Origin of the sequence: Paraburkholderia sp. GAS348, assembly GCF_050434205.1 — a bacterium.
GTDB lineage: Bacteria > Pseudomonadota > Gammaproteobacteria > Burkholderiales > Burkholderiaceae > Paraburkholderia.
Map to the genome: position 1 here is coordinate 375,446 of NZ_JBNPVT010000005.1, position 18,445 is coordinate 393,890.

Annotated in this window: 16 protein-coding genes and 1 tRNA gene; 8 read left to right on the top strand and 9 right to left on the bottom strand. The window is 62.4% G+C overall.

Going from position 1 to position 18,445, the window contains the following annotated elements:
* Nucleotides 1–14: 14 nt before the first annotated feature.
* The 3 genes from P3T22_RS12065 (at nt 15) to P3T22_RS12075 (ending at nt 1,505) form a co-directional block, all read left to right on the top strand.
* Nucleotides 15–206 carry a CsbD family protein gene (locus P3T22_RS12065; protein ID WP_063495141.1) on the top strand — a complete coding sequence of 64 codons (192 nt, stop codon included), beginning with the start codon at nt 15–17 and terminating at the stop codon, nt 204–206.
* A gap of 147 nt (nt 207–353) precedes the next feature.
* Nucleotides 354–575 carry a hypothetical protein gene (locus P3T22_RS12070; RefSeq protein WP_063495142.1) on the top strand — a complete coding sequence of 74 codons (222 nt, stop codon included), beginning with the start codon at nt 354–356 and terminating at the stop codon, nt 573–575.
* Nucleotides 576–797: 222 nt separating this feature from the next.
* Nucleotides 798–1,505: a glutathione S-transferase N-terminal domain-containing protein gene (locus tag P3T22_RS12075; protein ID WP_063495143.1), complete on the top strand. Its 708-nt coding sequence runs from the start codon at nt 798–800 to the stop codon at nt 1,503–1,505.
* Nucleotides 1,506–1,690: 185 nt separating this feature from the next.
* On the opposite strand, the gene P3T22_RS12080 is transcribed toward P3T22_RS12075, so the two are convergent.
* A tRNA-Arg gene (locus P3T22_RS12080) sits at nt 1,691–1,765 on the bottom strand.
* Nucleotides 1,766–1,998: 233 nt separating this feature from the next.
* Nucleotides 1,999–2,190 carry a rubredoxin gene (locus P3T22_RS12085; protein ID WP_063495144.1) on the bottom strand — a complete coding sequence of 64 codons (192 nt, stop codon included), beginning with the start codon at nt 2,188–2,190 and terminating at the stop codon, nt 1,999–2,001.
* A 341-nt stretch (nt 2,191–2,531) separates the two neighbouring features.
* Here P3T22_RS12085 and P3T22_RS12090 point away from each other — a divergent pair, with 341 nt between their 5' ends.
* Together P3T22_RS12090 and P3T22_RS12095 are read left to right on the top strand one after the other, a co-directional pair.
* Complete coding sequence (locus tag P3T22_RS12090; RefSeq protein ID WP_063495145.1) at nt 2,532–2,933, top strand: DUF4399 domain-containing protein; 402 nt, start codon at nt 2,532–2,534, stop codon at nt 2,931–2,933.
* A gap of 237 nt (nt 2,934–3,170) precedes the next feature.
* Entirely contained in the window at nt 3,171–5,099 is a 1,929-nt protein-coding gene (locus P3T22_RS12095; protein WP_429325070.1) for an ATP-binding cassette domain-containing protein, read from the top strand.
* A 36-nt stretch (nt 5,100–5,135) separates the two neighbouring features.
* Here the strand turns inward: P3T22_RS12095 and P3T22_RS12100 are convergent, their stop codons facing one another.
* Both P3T22_RS12100 and P3T22_RS12105 read right to left on the bottom strand, forming a co-directional pair.
* On the bottom strand, nt 5,136–5,489 hold the full coding sequence (locus P3T22_RS12100) for a HepT-like ribonuclease domain-containing protein (RefSeq protein ID WP_429325071.1): 354 nt from the start codon (nt 5,487–5,489) through the stop codon (nt 5,136–5,138).
* The gene (locus P3T22_RS12105; protein WP_054035041.1) at nt 5,486–5,776 is read right to left on the bottom strand and encodes a nucleotidyltransferase family protein; all 291 of its coding nucleotides are present in this window, start codon (nt 5,774–5,776) and stop codon (nt 5,486–5,488) included. The genes P3T22_RS12100 and P3T22_RS12105 overlap by 4 nt, the downstream gene beginning before the upstream one ends.
* Before the next feature lie 397 nt (nt 5,777–6,173).
* Between P3T22_RS12105 and P3T22_RS12110 the strand changes: the two genes are divergently transcribed.
* The 3 genes from P3T22_RS12110 (at nt 6,174) to P3T22_RS12120 (ending at nt 11,299) form a co-directional block, all read left to right on the top strand.
* Nucleotides 6,174–8,159, top strand: coding sequence for a DNA topoisomerase IV subunit B (locus tag P3T22_RS12110; RefSeq protein WP_429325072.1), 1,986 nt, complete (start codon nt 6,174–6,176; stop codon nt 8,157–8,159).
* Nucleotides 8,160–8,226: 67 nt separating this feature from the next.
* Complete coding sequence (gene parC, locus P3T22_RS12115; protein ID WP_429325073.1) at nt 8,227–10,551, top strand: DNA topoisomerase IV subunit A; 2,325 nt, start codon at nt 8,227–8,229, stop codon at nt 10,549–10,551.
* A gap of 289 nt (nt 10,552–10,840) precedes the next feature.
* Complete coding sequence (locus P3T22_RS12120) at nt 10,841–11,299, top strand: CopD family protein (RefSeq protein WP_063495151.1); 459 nt, start codon at nt 10,841–10,843, stop codon at nt 11,297–11,299.
* 122 nt (nt 11,300–11,421) lie between these two features.
* Here P3T22_RS12120 and P3T22_RS12125 read toward each other — a convergent pair whose 3' ends face one another.
* The 5 genes from P3T22_RS12125 to P3T22_RS12145 form a co-directional block, all read right to left on the bottom strand.
* On the bottom strand, nt 11,422–12,630 hold the full coding sequence (locus tag P3T22_RS12125) for a chromate transporter (RefSeq protein ID WP_063495152.1): 1,209 nt from the start codon (nt 12,628–12,630) through the stop codon (nt 11,422–11,424).
* A 213-nt stretch (nt 12,631–12,843) separates the two neighbouring features.
* Nucleotides 12,844–15,210, bottom strand: a complete 2,367-nt coding sequence (locus tag P3T22_RS12130) for a bifunctional diguanylate cyclase/phosphodiesterase (protein WP_429325074.1) — start codon at nt 15,208–15,210, stop codon at nt 12,844–12,846.
* A 366-nt stretch (nt 15,211–15,576) separates the two neighbouring features.
* The gene (locus tag P3T22_RS12135) at nt 15,577–16,485 is read right to left on the bottom strand and encodes a PhzF family phenazine biosynthesis protein (protein ID WP_429325075.1); all 909 of its coding nucleotides are present in this window, start codon (nt 16,483–16,485) and stop codon (nt 15,577–15,579) included.
* 181 nt (nt 16,486–16,666) lie between these two features.
* Nucleotides 16,667–17,131, bottom strand: coding sequence for a RidA family protein (locus tag P3T22_RS12140; RefSeq protein WP_063495155.1), 465 nt, complete (start codon nt 17,129–17,131; stop codon nt 16,667–16,669).
* A gap of 55 nt (nt 17,132–17,186) precedes the next feature.
* Nucleotides 17,187–18,383 carry a PLP-dependent aminotransferase family protein gene (locus tag P3T22_RS12145; RefSeq protein WP_063495156.1) on the bottom strand — a complete coding sequence of 399 codons (1,197 nt, stop codon included), beginning with the start codon at nt 18,381–18,383 and terminating at the stop codon, nt 17,187–17,189.
* Between the last annotated feature and the right edge of the window lie 62 nt (nt 18,384–18,445).

Here is an 18,445-nt window from a genome sequence, read left to right on the forward strand (position 1 = left end):
AATCGGAGCTGAACATGAACAAGGACCAGGTAAAAGGCGTGGGCGAGCAGGTCAAGGGCAAGGTCAACGAAGCCGTCGGCAAGGCCACCAACAACCCCGGTAAGGAGCTCAAGGGCGACCTCCAGCAAGCCGCCGGCAAAGTGCAAAAGGCTTATGGCGACGCTAAGGAAGACGCCAAGGACAATGCAAAGCGCAACGCGCCGTAATGCGGCTCGCGGGGTCGCTTGATGGGAAAAGGCGCTTCGGCGCCTTTTGTGTTCTGGCCTGGGAGTAACCCGGGTTCGGCGCCGCAGACGCTCCGCGCGTCGTGCGCCGCCTTTAGACTGGGCGGATTCAACTAGGGGGAGGCGCCCATGACACCCGAAAAAGTGCTTTCGATGTTCGAACGGCAGTATCTGGAGGGCAAAGTACCCGTCGACCTCGAAACCACCTGTGCGAGTTTTGCCACCTGGCTGGCTGGGGCGTGGGAGCAACTCGATGGCGAGCAGAAGACCCTGCTGCTGACGGTCGGCGCGACGCTGTGGCGCGATGGGTATAACCTGCGCGCCGGTACGGCGACCAAAGATTTGTGGTGAGCCTTGCCGCCGCGGGCGGTTAGGCGATTAGGCGGTAAGGAGGCGCGTTGAGTGGCCACGTTCGCACCAGGGTGTTTTGAGGCGGGCTCGCACGCGTTGTGCTGAGTCGGTTTATATTTGGCGGTCGCGCGTTCGGGTCTTTCTTTTCGGCCTTCTGGCCGATCGCGGATTCCCGATTCCGATTTCCAGCCGAAGCTCTCGCACAAGGTTTACACCCGCACCATGACCGATCTCTCTACCTTCCCGATCACGAAGAAATGGCCTGCCGAGCATCCGGACCGGATTCAGCTGTATTCGCTGCCGACGCCCAACGGCGTGAAGGTGTCGATCATGCTCGAAGAAACTGGTCTGCCGTATGAGCCGCACCTCGTGCGCTTCGATGCGAACGATCAGATGTCGGATGCGTTTCTGTCGCTGAATCCGAACAACAAGATTCCGGCGATCATCGATCCGAACGGCCCCGGCGGCAAGCCGCTGCCGCTGTTCGAATCCGGCGCGATCCTGATCTACTTGGCGGAGAAGACGGGCAAATTGATTCCTCAGGATGCCGTTGGCCGTTATGAAGCGATCCAGTGGGTGATGTTCCAGATGGGCGGCATCGGCCCGATGTTTGGCCAGGTGGGTTTCTTCCACAAGTTCGCCGGCAAGGAATACGAAGATAAACGCCCGCGCGACCGTTATATCGCCGAGTCGAAGCGGCTGCTTGCGGTGCTGGATCAGCAGCTCGAAGGGCGTGACTGGATCCTGGGCGATGCTTACTCGATCGCCGATATCGCGACCTTCCCGTGGGTGCGCAATCTGATCGGCTTCTACGAAGCAGGGCATCTGGTCGGGATCGAAGACTTTCCGAATGTGAAGCGGGTGCTGGCGGCGTTCGTTGCGCGTCCGGCGGTGGCGAAGGGATTGGATATTCCGAAGCGGCCTTCGTGATGGGGGGGCGGCCGGGGGCGTGGATCGTTTCCGGCTGTTGTTGGCATCAGAGGCGCAACCATGACAGTCGAAGCCATCCGCGACGCCAAAGGAAGCTGTTGCGCCCGTGATGGCAACAAAAAGCCCCGTAGCGCAAGGCATGCGGGGCTTGTCTGGGCAAATTTGGGAGACGCTGGGACGCTGATTGGTCCCCCCGACAGGAATCGAACCTGTATCTAGCGCTTAGGAGGCACTTGTTCTATCCATTGAACTACGGGGAGAGGACCGAACCAAAATAATCGCTGTAATCCCGCCGACGAACAACCCCGGGCAGGGACCAGGCGAGTCCAAATTCGCCAGCGAGCGGCAGAGTATATCAAACACGCCCAGCCGCGAGGAGGGCTGCAAAGCCCGTCACACAAAGCAAACGGCCCAGCAGGCTTCACCCACTGGGCCGCGCGAACCGCCCGGCGCACTACATCAGACAGCGCACCCCCGGTTTAATCGAGCTCACTCAGAATTCCACCACCGCAAACTCCGCCTTGCTTACATCGCACAGCGGGCAGTGCCAGTCGTCCGGAATCGCGGCGAAGCGCGTGCCCGGGACGATACCTTCTTCGGGAAGGCCTTCTTCTTCGTTGTAGATCCAGCCGCAAATCAGGCAGACCCAGCTCTTATATTCAGTCACTTCAATTACTTCGCTCACGACGTACTCTTCTTTGGTTCAATGCAATGATCCGCCCAGTCTGCCCCTTTTTGGGGCACGGCGGCGACCCGCAATGTTACCGGAATTTGTCAAATGCACCGCGTCAAATGCATCGCTAACTACCCATGCGGCAGCGCCGCAAAGCGCCTGAGACGTGTCCGGGCCCGCGTGACGGACTCCGTCATACACAGCGTGTATGCTTTGATCCGCAACTCATCTTTTGGACAGGCGCGGCGGGCGCCTGGCATGCGTTGCGACGATCGGCCTCAGGCGACTTGAGCCGCCATCGACGCCTGCATGGCCGCGCATGACTCTCGTTTCCCAGAAAAAGGAGAAAAACGATGTTTAAGAACACATGGTTGGCCGGTACGGTACTGGCCGGCTTGCTCGCCGTATCGGGCGCGGCGCAGGCCACAGGCGTGTCGTTCGTGCAGCCGGCGGACGGTGCAACCGTCAGCAATCCGGTGCACGTGGTGTTCGGTGTCGACGGCATGAAGATCGCGCCAGCCGGCACGATGACGGAAGGCACGGGCCATCATCATCTGCTGATCGACGGCAAGCCCCTTCCCAAGGGCGAAGTGATTCCCGCCAACGACAAATCGCTCCACTTCGGCAAGGGCCAGACCGAAACCGATCTGACGCTGCCGCCGGGCGACCATACGCTGACGCTGCAATTCGGCGACGGTGCGCATCGTTCGTATGGGCCGGAGATGAGCAAGACCATCACGGTGCACGTGAAGTAACGTGACGGGTGAGACGGCTGGACGTGCGCGAGCGCCGTCCGGCCGCGTTTTCCGTTTTATATCCTGGCTTGCGCAGGGCTTGAACCCAGTCGGATCCGGTCTGCATCTGGCTTGCGTACGGTTCATCCCCGTTTTGCAAGCTGGCCATTCAGCCTATCTCTTCCGGCATACAGGCACCCGCCCGCGCGCCCGGTACAATGAGCAGTTCCGACTCATCGCTGTCTTCTCCAATTCTCCATGTCGCTTTACACCATTACCGGGGCCCAACTGGCGTTCGGTCACGTCGCGTTGCTCGATCACGCGGATTTCTCTCTCGAAGCGGGCGAGCGCGTTGGGCTGATCGGCCGTAACGGCGCGGGCAAGTCGTCGCTGCTGAAAATCGTCGCCGATCTGACCAAGCCGGACGATGGCCTCATCACGCGCCAACAGGGCCTGACGTCGGTCTACGTGCCGCAAGAGCCGGAGTTCGATACGGACGACACGGTGTTCGAAGCGGTCGCCGCCGGCCTGACTCACGCCCGCGAGCTGCTGGATCAATATGACGCGGTCGCCAATCAGCTGGCCGACGAGCCAGAAGGCCCGGAGCACGACGCGCTGATGTCGCGCATGAACACGCTGCAATCGGCGCTCGACCATTCGGACGCCTGGAACTGGAGCACGCGCGTGGCCACCACGCTGCAGCAAATCGGTCTGAATGGCGAGGCGCGGGTCGGTTCGCTGTCGGGCGGGATGCAAAAGCGCGTCGCGCTGGCGCGCGCGCTGGTCGTGCAGCCAGACGTGTTGCTGCTCGACGAGCCGACCAACCACCTCGACTTCGACGGCATCCGCTGGCTCGAGGAACTGCTGGTCTCGCTGCGCGCGGGTTTGTTCTTCATCACCCACGATCGCGCGTTTCTCGACCGTGTCGCCACGCGCATCGTCGAACTGGATCGCGGGCGTTTGCTGTCGTATCCGGGCAATTTCAGCGCCTACCAGACCAGGAAGGCGCAGCAGCTTGAAGTGGAACAAGTCGAAGCGGCCAAGTTCGACAAGCTGCTCGCGCAGGAAGAAGTGTGGATTCGCAAGGGCGTGGAAGCGCGCCGTACGCGTAGCGTCGGCCGGATCGCGCGGCTTGTGCAGATGCGCAACGAGCGCGCCGAACGCCGCAATGTGCAGGGCAACGTCAAGCTCGACGTGGGCCAGGGCGAGAAGTCCGGCAAGATCGTCGCCGAGCTGACCGACGTCACCAAGCGCTATGGTTCGCGCACGGTGGTCGACAACTTCACGGCCACGGTGATGCGCGGCGACAAGATCGGCTTTGTCGGTCCGAACGGTGCGGGCAAGACCACGCTGCTGAAAATGATCCTCGGCGAGTTGCCGCCGGACGAAGGCGCGGTGCGTATCGGCACCAATCTGCAGGTTGCGTACTTCGACCAGATGCGTGCGCAACTGGATCTGGAGAAGAGCCTCGCCGATACGATCAGCCCGGGCAGCGAGTGGGTCGAAGTCAACGGCCAGAAGAAGCACGTGATGAGTTATCTCGGCGACTTCCTGTTCGCGCCGGAACGCGCGCGGTCGCCGGTTAAGTCGCTGTCGGGGGGCGAGCGCAATCGCCTGCTGCTGGCGCGTTTGTTCGCGCGGCCGGCCAACGTGCTGGTGCTCGACGAACCGACCAACGACCTCGACATCCCGACGCTCGAACTGCTCGAAGAACTGCTCACCGAATACGATGGCACCGTGCTGCTGGTCAGCCACGATCGCGCGTTCCTCGATAACGTCGCGACTTCGGTGATCGCGTCGGAAGGCGGCGGCAAGTGGCGCGAGTACGTCGGTGGCTTTACGGACTGGCAGATTCAGCGCGACCGCTCGCAGCAGATGGCGCAGGACGCGCAGAAAGAAGCGGCTAAAGAAGTGGCGTCGAAAGACGCTGGCGTGCCGGCTGGCCGCAATACGCAGCGTGCCGCGAAGATGTCGTTCAAGGAACAGCGCGAACTCGAAGCGTTGCCAGCGCAGATCGCTGCACTGGAATCCGAGCAAAAGGCGATTGGCGCGCAACTCGAAGAAGGCTCGATCTTCGCGAAGGATCCGGCGGAAGGCACTCGGCTGACCGCACGCTACGCGGCGATCGACGAGGAGTTGCTGGCTGCGATGGAACGATGGGATGAACTGGAGAGTAAGCGGAAGTGATGGGTCGGGACGTGGGCCGAAAGGCGCGTGCCTCGCTTACGCGTTTTTCAGGCCCGAAAGCAGCTGATGGAGATCGGGTAGTTCACGTTGCAGGGTCTGCCACACGATTCCAAGGTCGATTGAAAAGTAACCATGCGCGACACGATTGCGCATGAGGTACATTTCCTCCCACGGAACTTCGGCGTAGGCGGCGGCGAATGCCGGGTGGTCGCGCTCAATGTTACGCGCCGCCTCTCCGACGATTTCCAGATTTCGAATCACGGCATCTTGTACCAATTCGTCGCCCAGAAACGTCGAATCAGTCATACCCTGCGTGTAGCGCTGAATCCGCTCGATGGCATTGAGCATATGGTCAACGTAGTCGGCCACCCGCAAATCGCTCTTTCTCACACCGGCACCGCTTCGGCAACGACGCGGGCGCGGAACGCTTCCGGAAGCGCTTTGGGAGTCAGGACGTCAACCGAAACGCCGAGAAGTCTTTGCAAGCGGCTCTGAATGCGGGCGATATCCAGCAACGTCGTTTCGGGGGTCGGGTCGACGAGCAGATCGAGATCGCTGTCGTCGCGGTCTTCGCCGCGAATCGCGGAGCCGAAGACGCGGGCATTGATGGCATGATGCTCGGCGACGATCTTCCTGACTTCGGTGCGATGGGCGCTAAGCGCTTCAGAAGGTCTCATTTCGGCACTCCGACAACGGCGTGGGGGAGAGTTCAGATTATATATGTGTGCCGTTCACCGCCGTCGCAATCTACCCGGATTAGCCTATCCGCCCTCTACCAAACGGCCGATCGGACATCCGGCAAATTGCTCCTAGTATCGAAATCAGTAAAATACCCCGCGAACAGGCTTCCCCCGGCGTTCGCACCGGCTGGCCGTTGCCGGGCTGTGGAGCCCGCATCGAGCCGCCGTCGAGCGCGCCCATGGGAAGCCAGGCGATAAAACACGTTGCCCGCACTGCGGGCACCCCACCTAACCCCGTTGTTTCGTTTCGCTTTTTTTGAAAACTCAACGCATTGTCCACGGACCTGTCCACAGGACCTGTGGACAACGATGAACCGACGCACCCGAGTCAACCATGTCTACGAAAAAGCCAAACGCCGCGTATAGCGAAGCGTCGATCAAGGTGTTGAAGGGCCTGGAGCCGGTCAAGCAACGGCCCGGGATGTACACCCGCACCGAAAATCCGCTGCACATCATTCAGGAAGTTATCGACAACGCGTCGGACGAGGCCCTTGGCGGCCACGGCCGGCAAATCACGGTCACGCTCCACACGGACCATTCGGTCTCGGTCGAAGACGACGGCCGCGGCATTCCGTTCGGCCTGCATCCGGAAGAAGGCGTGCCGGTTGTCGAAATCGTTTTCACGCGCCTGCACGCGGGCGGCAAGTTCGATAAAGCCGCCGGCGGCGCCTACACGTTCTCGGGCGGCCTGCACGGCGTCGGCGTGTCGGTCACCAACGCGCTGTCCACGCGCCTCGACGTCACCGTGTGGCGCGACGGCAAAGTCGCCGAATTGAGCTTTGCCAATGGCGACGTCGCGAAGCAACTCGAAGTGCGGCCCGCAACAAAGGCCGACAAGAAGTCCGGCACACGCGTCACCGCGTGGGCCAATCCGAAGTACTTCGATTCGCCGAACCTGCCGCTCGGCGAACTGCAACGTCTGCTGCGCTCGAAAGCGGTGCTGTTGCCGGGCGTAGAAGTCACGCTGATCAACGAGAAAACCGGCGAGCAGCAAACCTGGAAATACGAAGACGGTTTGCGCGGCTACCTGCTCGAAGGCATGAACGGCAGCGATCTGCTGATTCCACTGTTCGAAGGCGAGCGCTATGTCGAAAATTCACGCGCCAGCGAAGAGACGTTTGCTGAAGGCGAGGGCGCTGCATGGGTCGTCGCATGGAGCGAAGAAGGCACGCTGATGCGCGAGTCGTACGTCAACCTGATTCCGACGCCTGCGGGCGGCACGCACGAATCCGGTTTGCGTGACGGTCTGTTCCAGGCGGTGAAGAGCTTTGTCGAGTTGCATAACCTGCAGCCGAAGGGCGTCAAGCTGCTGGCGGAAGACGTATTCGCGCGCGTGTCGTTCGTGCTGTCGGCGAAGGTGCTCGATCCGCAATTCCAAGGACAGATCAAGGAGCGCCTGAATAGCCGCGATGCGGTGAAACTGGTGTCGTCGTTCTCGCGGCCGGCTTTGGAGCTGTGGCTGAACCAGCACGTCGAGCACGGCAAGAAACTCGCCGACCTCGTCATCAAGCAGGCGCAGGCGCGTACGCGCGCCGGCCAGAAGGTCGAGAAGCGCAAGAGCTCGGGCGTGGCCGTGCTGCCGGGCAAGCTGACCGATTGCGAATCGACGGAAATCGGCCGCAACGAACTGTTCCTCGTCGAGGGTGACTCGGCGGGCGGCTCGGCAAAGATGGGCCGCGACAAGGAATACCAGGCAATCCTGCCGCTGCGCGGCAAGGTGCTGAACACCTGGGAAACCGAGCGCGACCGCCTGTTCGCCAACAACGAAGTGCACGACATTTCGGTAGCGATCGGCGTCGATCCGCATAGCCCGGACGACAAGGTCGATCTGTCGAATCTGCGTTACGGCAAGATCTGCATCTTGTCGGACGCCGACGTCGACGGTTCGCACATCCAGGTGCTGCTGCTCACGCTGTTCTTCAAGCATTTCCCGCAGCTGATCGAACGCGGGCATGTGTGCGTGGCGCGTCCGCCGCTGTTCCGGGTCGATGCGCCCGCGCGCGGCAAGAAGCCGGCGCAGAAGCTCTACGCGCTCGACGAAGGCGAGCTCGAAGCGATCCTCGACAAGCTGCGCAAAGACGGCGTACGCGACACGCAATGGTCCATCAGCCGCTTCAAAGGCTTGGGCGAAATGAGTGCGGAGCAGTTGTGGGACACCACGATGAACCCCGACACGCGGCGCCTGACGCCGGTGGCGCTTGGCGAACTCGACTACGACACCACGGTGGCGCGCATGACGATGCTGATGGGCAAGGGCGAAGCGGCGTCACGGCGCAGCTGGCTGGAAGAAAAGGGCAACGAAGTGGAAGCGGATATCTGAGCGAGCGTTCTTAACAACGCTCTGCCTTCGCACGAAATTTCACGCCAAACACGGATACGGAATCTAGATGGACGACGATAACACTCTCGACCTTTTCACCGAGCCGCCGCCCCCGGAAGGCGACTTCCTGACGCTCGGCAACTATGCGGAACGGCAGTACCTCGACTACGCGGTGAGCGTGGTCAAGGGCCGCGCGCTGCCGGACGTATGCGACGGCCAGAAGCCGGTGCAGCGCCGCATTCTGTTCGCCATGAACGACATGGGCCTCGGCGACAACGCCAAGCCCGTCAAGTCGGCGCGCGTGGTCGGCGACGTGCTCGGTAAGTACCACCCGCACGGCGACCAGTCGGCGTACGACGCGCTGGTGCGTCTCGCGCAAGATTTTTCGATGCGCTATCCGCTGATCGACGGCCAGGGCAACTTCGGTTCGCGCGACGGCGACGGCGCAGCGGCAATGCGGTACACCGAAGCGCGCCTGACGCCGATCGCGAAGCTCTTGCTCGATGAGATCGACCAAGGCACGGTCGACTTCATGAAGAACTACGACGGCGAGTTCGAGGAGCCGAAGCTGTTGCCCGCGCGCTTGCCGTTCGTGTTGCTGAACGGCGCATCCGGCATTGCAGTCGGTCTGGCCACGGAAATCCCGTCGCACAATCTGCGCGAAGTCGCAGCGGCTGCGGTCGCGATGATCCGTAATCCGAAGATCGAGCACGCCGAGTTGATGCAACACATCGCGGGGCCGGACTTTCCGGGCGGCGGCCAGATCATTTCGAGCGACGCCGAGATTTCCGCGGCCTACGAAAGCGGCCGCGGCAGCCTTAAAGTGCGCGCTCGCTGGAAGATCGAAGAGCTTGCGCGCGGCCAGTGGCAACTCGTGATCACCGAACTGCCGCCGAACACGGCCGCGCAGAAGGTGCTCGAAGAAATCGAAGAGCAGACCAACCCGAAGATCAAACTCGGCAAGAAGGCGCTCACGCCCGAACAGCTGCAGACCAAGCAGACCATGCTCGCGCTGCTCGACGCGGTGCGCGACGAATCGGGACGGGACTCGCCGGTGCGCCTCGTGTTCGAGCCGAAGTCGAGCCGCATCGATCAAACCGAATTCGTCAATTCGCTGCTCGCCCATACGAGCCTCGAATCGAACGCGTCGCTCAATATGGTGATGGTGGGTGGCGATGGCCGGCCGCGTCAGAAGGGCCTGAGCGAAATCATCCACGAGTGGATCGCGTTCCGCTTCGCGACGGTCACGCGGCGCACGCGTCATCGCTTGAGCAAGGTCGACGACCGGATTCATATTCTTGAAGGCCGGATGATCGTCTTTTTGAATATCGACGAAGTCATCCGCATCATCCGCGAATCGGACGAGCCGAAGGCCGCGCTGATGGCCGCGTTCGGCTTGTCGGACCGGCAGACCGAAGACATTCTCGAAATCCGCTTGCGTCAGTTGGCGCGTCTCGAGAAGATCAAGATCGAGAAGGAGTTGGCCGAATTGCGCGACGAGAAGGCCAAGCTCGAAGAACTGCTCGGCAGCGAATCGGCGATGAAGCGTCTGCTCATCAAGGAAATCGAAGGCGACGCGAAACAATACGGCGACGAGCGCCGCACGCTGATCCAGCAGGAAAAGCGCGCTACGTTCGAAGCACGCGTGGTCGACGAGCCGGTGACGGTGGTGGTGTCGCAGAAGGGCTGGGTCCGCGCGCTGAAGGGTCACGGCCTGGATGTAGCCGGCTTCACGTTCAAGGCGGGCGATGGACTCTACGCGGCGTTCCAGTGCCGCACGCCGGATACGCTGGTTGCATGGGGCAGCAATGGCCGCGTCTATTCGGTGGCGGTTGCGATGCTGCCGGGCGGGCGGGGTGATGGCGTGCCGGTCACGTCGCTGATCGAACTCGAGTCGGGCAGCCACCTGATGCATTACTACGCGGCTTCCGCGGATCAGGCATTGCTGCTCGCGTCGAGCAACGGCTTTGGCTTTGTCGCCAAGGTCGGCGACATGGTGAGCCGCGTGAAGGCCGGCAAATCGTTCATGACGATCGACGCGGGTGCTGCGCCGCTCGCGCCGATGCCGATGCTGCCGGATGCGACGCAGATTGCCTGTCTGTCTTCAGGCGGGCGCCTGCTGGTGTTCGGCCTCGACGAGATGAAGACGCTCTCGGGCGGCGGACGCGGCGTCACGCTGATGGCGCTCGACGACAATGAAACGCTGCTGCAGGCGCTGTCCATCAACAAAGCGGGCGTGGTGTTGATCGGCACGCGTCGCGGTGGCCGTGTCGACGAAGAGAAGCTGAGCGTCGCCACACTCACGCCGCACATTGGCAAGCGGGCGCGCAAGGGGCGTGCGCCTGAGAGCAAGATGAAGCTCGACGGTATGCGTCCGGTGCTCGCGGCGTAATAGCAAATAGAAGCAGATAGAAGTAGAGTGGGGCCAGGCATGAACGCGGCGTGTGCTTCGAAACACAAGCAGCCACATCGTGCGCTTTAAAGCGCACGCCGCGCGTAGCAAAAATCCGGGGTGTAACGCCGTCGCGGCATCGGGCGCGTTGCAATAACAACTACAAGGAATGTTAAGACGCCGCCAGTACATGGAACTGCACGCATAGCGCGCAGTCGAATGCGCTCAATAGCCGCTACTAATATCACTCGTCACAAGCGGTGTGGCGTCGTCGGGAGAGGAAAACAACATGAACAAAGCTATCGAACTCGCACTCTTTTTGCATCTGCTCGCGGTCGCGGTGTGGGTGGGTGGAATGGTGTTTGCGCATTTCTGTCTGCGCCCGGCCATTGCCGATCTTTCGCCGCAACTTCGTCTGCCTTTGTGGGAGTCGGTGTTCGGCCGCTTCTTCAACTGGGTCGCGGCAGCCGTGCTGGTGATTCTACTCACTGGCGGTTTCCTGCTGATGCAATTCGGCGGCGGTCACGCCACGTGGCCGTTGCATGCCATGGCCGGCATCGGCATCGTGATGATGCTGATCTTCGGACACATTCGCTTCGCCGTGTTCCCGCGCATTCGCCGCGCGGTGCAGGCGCAGAAGTGGCCGGACGGCGCGCAAGCGGTCGGCACGATCCGGCGTCTGGTGCTGGTGAATATCGTGCTGGGCGTGGTGACGATCGGTGTGGCGGTGCTCTCGCGCGGGTTCTGAAGCCCGACTACTTACCGCGACATTCTGCTCGCGTCGTGGAGTACGGCTTCACAGCGCGAGCGTGAGTGACGGCTCTGAAGCGCGCGAATGAATACCGGTTATCAAGCGCGGGCCACCACCGACTACGGCATGGCGCCGCAGGCAAGCCACAGCCCACACACGATCGCCACAGTCCCGTACACCACATACACCGGCACCTTGAGTTTCGCGAAGCACATGGCGGAGAACAGCGCCGTCACCAGATACTCAGGTTTGAACGGCACATGCCCCGCGATGCGCAGTACCGCCACCGCCAGAAACGCGGTGGTGACCGCGCGCAGGATCCGCATGCCGTGCTCGAAACGCGGATTGGCCTTCAACTGATGCAGATGCCGCTGCGCCAGCACCACGAGGCAGCCCGACGGCACAAAAAGCGCGAGCGTAGCAATCAGCGCGCCCACCCAGCCATCCACCAGATAGCCGAAGAACGGCACCACGTTCAACAGCGGTCCAGGCGATAACGGCGATAGCGAAAACGCCAAGGTGAAGTCGTTATCCGATACACCGATGGCTGGCGTGACGAACAGCGTCTTGAGCACCGGCAACGCCGAGAAACCGCCGCCGAACAACGTCATGCCCGCACCAGCCAGTCGTGGCCATAGCAGCGCCAGCTCATAGCGATGCGGCAACGGCAGTGCGAATATCGCCAGCAGCACGCACAGTGCGGCCAGCATGTGCCAGTCGCCGCGACCGATCGACACGGCGATGCGTGCATTGCGATCCGTGCTGACCAGCCAGCCGGTGCCGAAAGCCGTGCTGAGCATCACCACGTACGCCGCGGGACTGTGCGCATAGAAGAGCGCTACACACCCGAGCACCGCCGCGATCCATTCGAGCTTGCCGCGCACCAGCGCGCGCGTCTGTTTGTACCAGGTGATCGCGATCAGCGTGGCCAGCACCACGCTGAAATGATTGAGCAAAGTTTGAGAGGCAGCGGCGCGCACGAGCGGCGTGCGATAGAAGATCGCGAACAGCGTCATCAGCATGAAAAAAGGCAGCACGCTTGCGACGCCGGCCACCCAGGCGCCGGCGCGTCCGCGCAGCGCATGTCCCAGTTGCACGGCGACGTTGCAGCCCACCGGTCCGGGCACCATCCAGGCAAGCGCGATCAGATCGGAAAAGGCCACGCGCGAGAGCCGCCCTTCGCGTTCCACGTAGTGGTTTTCAAGTTGCGCCATCAGCGCGAGGCCGCCCCACGACAGCGCCGACAGGCCGAACACGACCCGGAACAGCGTCCATAGCGGTTCTCGTCTTCCTCGCCTTGCGGCATCCTGGCTCGTGATCGTCTGCATGGCGCCGCGGGCGCCGGTACGCGGGCGGCCCGCCCCTTGGGATCATCGTTGTGTGTGTTGGTGCGCCGGCAGCCGGCATCGCACTGTAACGCGGTACAGCGTGAATGTAGCGGGTTTTGCGATGCTGCGGTTGGATAAGCGCGGGGCGCCGCTTATCCGTCTAAAGGCTGGGCGCTGCGCCCGTGTGCTAGGCGCGCCACAGCCGGGCCGCGCTCAGCTATTGGTGCTCGCGCTGGTGCTGGACACGCTGTTGGTGCTGTCGGTTTCATGCGCGGCGCGGTGACCCTTCATGCCGCATACGCCGAAGCGTTCGAGCAGTGCCGGAATCGCGTCGACCGGCACCGGACGCGAGAACAGGAAGCCCTGCGCCTCGATATGGCCGAGCGCGGCGAGCCACGCGATCTGCTCTTCGGTCTCGGTGCCTTCGACTACTACCGTGAGCCCGAGCGAACGCGCCAGGTTGACGATCGCAGTGACCATCACGCACACGCTGCGGTCACCGGGAATCGCCTGGACGAACGAACGGTCCACCTTCAGCGTGTCGACCGAGAAGCGGTTCAGATAGGAGAGCGACGAATAGCCTGTGCCGAAGTCGTCGAGCGCAATGCGCACGCCGAGGCGCTTCAACGCGAAGATCTTCTCCGAGACGAGTTCGGGGTATTCCATCATCGCCGTCTCGGTGATTTCAAGTTCGAGGCGGCGCGCGGAGATGCCGCTTTCCTCGATTGCGTGCGCGATGGTTTCGTATAGATCGCCGCGCCAGAACTGCACCGCGGAGATGTTCACTGCAAGCGACAGCGTGTCGTAGCCCTGTTGCTGCCACAACGCCAGTTGACGGCAGGCGGTTTCGATCACGAAGTCGCCGATCGGCACGATCAGGCCGGTCGATTCGGCGACTGGAATGAATTCGTTGGCCGGGATCAGACCGTGTTGCGGATGGTTCCAGCGCACCAGCGCTTCAAACCCGGTGATGCAGCGGCGCGTCAGATCGATCTTCGGCTGATAGGCGAGAAACAGCTGGCCTTCGGCGAGCGCGACGCGCAACTGCTGTTCCCACTTCATCAAATGGTCCGCGCGGTGCGACAACTGCGGCGAATAGAACTGGTAGCAGTTCTTGCCCGCGTCTTTGGCGCTGTACATCGCGAGGTCGGCTTTTTTCAGCAGGTCGATTTCGTTCTCGTTGGCGACCGAGTAGAGCGCGATGCCGATGCTTGCATGCAATACGAACGAGCTGCCGCGCACTTCGAAAGGCTGGGCGAATACTTCGGCCGCCGCTTCGGCGAGTGTGACCGCGCGCTTCTCGACGTCGTCGCCCTTGATCACCACGACGAACTCGTCCCCGCCGATGCGGCTCAGCGTGCCGCAGTCGCCGACCGCGGCGGCGAGGCGCGAGGCCGTCATTTGCAACACGATGTCGCCGGCGTTGTGGCCAAGCGTGTCATTGACGGTCTTGAAGTTGTCGAGGTCGATGAAAAGAATCGCGAGGCGGCCGAGATTGGCGGGCTGAACCACGTCGTGCCGCAGCGTTTGCAGCGTCGCATAGCGATTGCGCAAACCGGTTAGCAGATCGTATTCGACCAGATGCGTCATTTCCCGCTCGCGCCCGAGCAGCTTGCCGATCAACCCGGTGGCCACCGCGAAGAAGCTCAGCATCGCGAGCGAGACGAAGCTGGCCATCAGCAGATAGACGTTGCGCGTGTGGTTGTAGTCGGCGAATTCTTCGGCTTGCGACAGGCCCACCAGCACGCCGAGCGGATAGCCGTCGATATGCCGGTACGAGACGATGCGCGTGACGTTGTCGATCGAATCGACGTAGGTGCCCGACACATGCTCCGAGGTCGGATACGAACCGCTCGCCGAGAATGCACCGTTGGCGCTTTCGGCGCTGCCCGTGCGGCGCGCCAACACCGTGCCGTTGTCCGAGATCACCGCGATCACGCCTTCTCGGCCGATGGCCGCGTTGTTGTAGAAGTCGCTGGTGAAATAGCTGGGGTCCTCGGAGACCACCACGACCCCCGCGAACGAGCCGTCGGGATGATTCAGGCGCCGCGTCATCTGCAAGGTCCAGTGGCCGGATATGCGGCCGAGCACCGGCTTGCTGATGTACAACTGGTCGTCGTTCTCGTGTTCGTGGACCTTGAAGTGTTCGCGGTCCGACAGATCGATGTGTTTGGGATTGAGTTCGGCCGTGTTGGCGATCAGCCTGCCGTGCTCGTCGATCAGCGACACCTGCACCAGTGTCTCGCTTTGCACCACGCCTTTTTCGACTGTGCTGGAGAGATCGAAGTGATTCGGCGTTTTCTCGAACTCGTATTTGACGAAGCGGGTGATCTGGTCGACCTGGTGAATCGCCTTGACCGTATGCTGCTCCAGCGCCGCGGAGAGAATCGCAGCGGAGGCCATCGCTTCACGATTCGTGGCTTCTTTCTCAACCGACAGACGCGCGAAGATCACGGTCCAAAGCAGGATCAGGACCAGCACGCCGAGCGCGGGAATGACGAGCAAGGCACGGCGGCGCGACACGGCAGGGTCGCGGCGGGGCTTGGCTTCGTGCTGGTCGGAGAAGCGGGACTGGCTCATCGTGCGGCCCGTGCCCTGGTGCCGGCCAGCTGCAACTGCGCGAGCATCGACTGCGCTAATTTCATGGGTGGCTGCATGGTGACCAAGGTGCCGGAACTGCTGCGCAGGGGAAGGGGGCGTGGCGTCGTGCCTGACCGTCCGCAGGTCGTCGGGTACGTTTCGATATTACTTAATGCCACTGGATTAAGGAAGGGTCCGGGCATCGGGTATACGCGGGCGCGGCCGACCGTCCCATCCGGGTGAATTCGCAGCCGGCGCGGCCAGCCTTGGGGCCGCAGCCTGGCATTCGTATTCGAATATTTCATCGGGATCCGGAATTCAGGTGTGCCAGGCCTCTCATCATGCATAGCGCATTAATCGCGCCGTTCATGGCAACCGGAACGTGCCGTCGACGATCGTCATCGACGGCCCACCGATCCACGTCTTGCCGGCTGCGTCGTCGTAGTGCACCGAAACGTTGCCGGCGCGGCCCAGTACGGTGCCTTGGCGGGCCGTGTAGTGTGAGCCCGGGCGTAACTGCTGGGCGCTCAGGAGGCCCGCAAGCGCGGCGTTCGCGCTGCCCGTTACCGGATCTTCGCCAATGCCGAAGCCACCGCCTGTCATCAGGCAGCGCACCTCGAAGGTGGCCGGGCCGTCAGCGCCGTGCGCGCCGTAGACGGCGAGACCATGGGTACCCATCGCATGCACGAGATCGGCGAGCGCAGCGGCGTCGGGTTCCAGCGCGAGACAGTCGCGCGCTGAATTGACGCGTACTACGAGCCATGGTGCACCATTGTCGACCGCGCAGGGCGTTGCACTGAAATCGATTGCGTCACTACGCAAAGCTGCAGCCAGTGCCGCGTACCGATCTTGAGGGAGCGCCGTGACGCGCGCGGGAGGCGCGGCGAAAGCCCAGCCGCCTTGCACGTTGCCGGCCGATCCAGATTCAGTCAGTGCTTGCAATTCGACAAGACCCACGCCGCATTGCTGCACCAGTTTGCCGGCCTGCTTCGGTCGATACCCGCTTTCGAGCAGCGCATGCGCGGTGCCGAGTGTCGGATGACCGGCGAACGGCAGTTCGCCATGCGTTGTGAAAATACGCACGCGATAATCGGCCGCCCGGTCGGTCGGTTTCAGCAGGAAGGTGGTTTCGGACAGATTGGTCCAGTGCGCGATCGCCTGCATCTGATTCGCATCGAGCGCGTCGGCGTCGAACACGACAGCAAGCGGATTGCCTTTGAACGGCACCGACGTGAATACGTCGACCTGTTTAAAACGAACGGTGTTGGCGGGCATCGGGCGCAATCCGGCGAATCCAGCAGGTGGGTAGGATTCGCGGATTCTATCCGGTGACAAAGGAACGATCCACCTCTTCACACATGCAAAACGCGCCGCGGGTGACCGGCACCTCGCGACGCGTTCAGAATGTTCAGGACGACCCGCTGGGCAAACCAGCGGCCGAACCTGTTGGCGTGCGTTACTCGACCTCGGCGATCATCTCGATCTCGACGCATGCGCCGAGCGGAATCTGCGCCACGCCGAACGCCGAGCGCGCATGCTTGCCGCGCTCGCCGAACACGTCCGCGATCAGTTCGGACGCGCCGTTGGTGACCAGATGCTGCTCGGTGAATTCGAGCGTGGAGTTGACGAGGCTCATCAGCTTGACGATGCGCGTGACGCGATTCAGATCGCCCACATGCGCGTGCAGCGTGGCGAGCAGGTCGATCGCGATCGAGCGTGCGGCGGCCTTGCCTTCTTCGGTGGTGAGGGTGGCACCGAGCTTGCCGGCCCACACCTTGCCGTCCTTCTTGGCGATGTGACCGGACAGGTATACCGTGTTGCCGCTTTGCGCGCTCATCACATAGGCGGCTGCCGGAGCGCCTGCGCTCGGCAGTTCGATGCCCAGTTCCTTAAGCTTGTCGTACACATTCGTTTGAGCCATGGTGTGTCCTTGGTCAGTAGTGAAATTCGGTAACCCGGCGAGGTGGCCGGGTCGCTTAGACCTTCGCGCGGATCAGCGCCGCAAGACGCGACACGCCTTCGTCGATCTTGGCCGGCGGCACCGTGACGAACGACAGGCGCAGCGTGTTGTGCTGGGCTTCGCTCGCGAAGAACGGACCGCCCGGCACGAACGCCACATTCTGCGCGACGGCTTCTTCGAGCAGCTTCATGCTGTCGATCTGTGCGGGCAGATTCACCCACACGAACATGCCGCCTTCCGGCCGGTTCCAGCTTACGCCTTCGGGCATGTAGCGTGCGAGCGAGGCGAGCATCGCCGCGCATTGATCGCGATACAGCTCGCGAATGGTCGGCACGTGCGTGTCGAGGAAGCCGTCCTTGATCACTTCGTACACGATGCGCTGCGTGAAGCTCGGCGTGTGCAGATCGGTGGCTTGCTTGGCCTGCACGAGCTTGAAGATCAATTCTTCGGGCGCAATGATGTAGCCGACCCGCAGGCCCGGCGCCAGCACCTTCGAGAACGAGCCGAGATGGACGATGTGATCCGGCGCCATCGACAGCATGGTGGGCAGCGGTTCACCGGCGTAGTCGAGCGCGCCGTAGGGATCGTCTTCGATCACCGGGAACGGTGCGGTCTTCGCAAACGCGGCCAAGGCGCGGCGGCGCTCGACTGGCAGGCGGCGGCCCGTCGGATTCTGGAAGTTCGGTTGTGCATACAACAGGCGCGCGCCGGCCGTCAGTTCGGGCGTAAGCGCTTCAGGAATCAGGCCTTGCTCGTCGGTCGGCACCTGCACGTAGCGCGGTTCGTACATCGAGAACGATTGCAGCGCGCCGAGATAGGTCGGCGTTTCGACCAGCACGGGGCTGTCCGGGCACACCAGCACTTTGCCGAGCAGGTCGAGCGCCTGTTGCGAGCCGGTCGTGATCAGTACCTGCGAAGGGCGAATCTGCGCGCCGTTCACCGAATAGCGTTGCGCGATCCATTCGCGCAGCGGCAGATAGCCTTCAGTCGCGCTGTATTGCAAGGCCGCGGCGGGCGCGTCGCGCAAAATGCGGTCGGATGCTTCGCGCATGCGCTCGGCCGGGAAGGTCGCCGGCGAGGGCAGGCCACCCGCGAACGAAATGACTTCGGGCCGTTCCGTGACCTTCAGGATCTCGCGAATCGCCGAGCTCGTGAGCTTGCGTGCGCGTTCGGACAGTTGCCACGTGGGGGCTTTCAAGTCGCTTTGGTCCATGGTCTCCTCTGCTGGTATGTCTGGAACCGGTCAAAACTTCAATTATCGCGCGAGTTGATGAC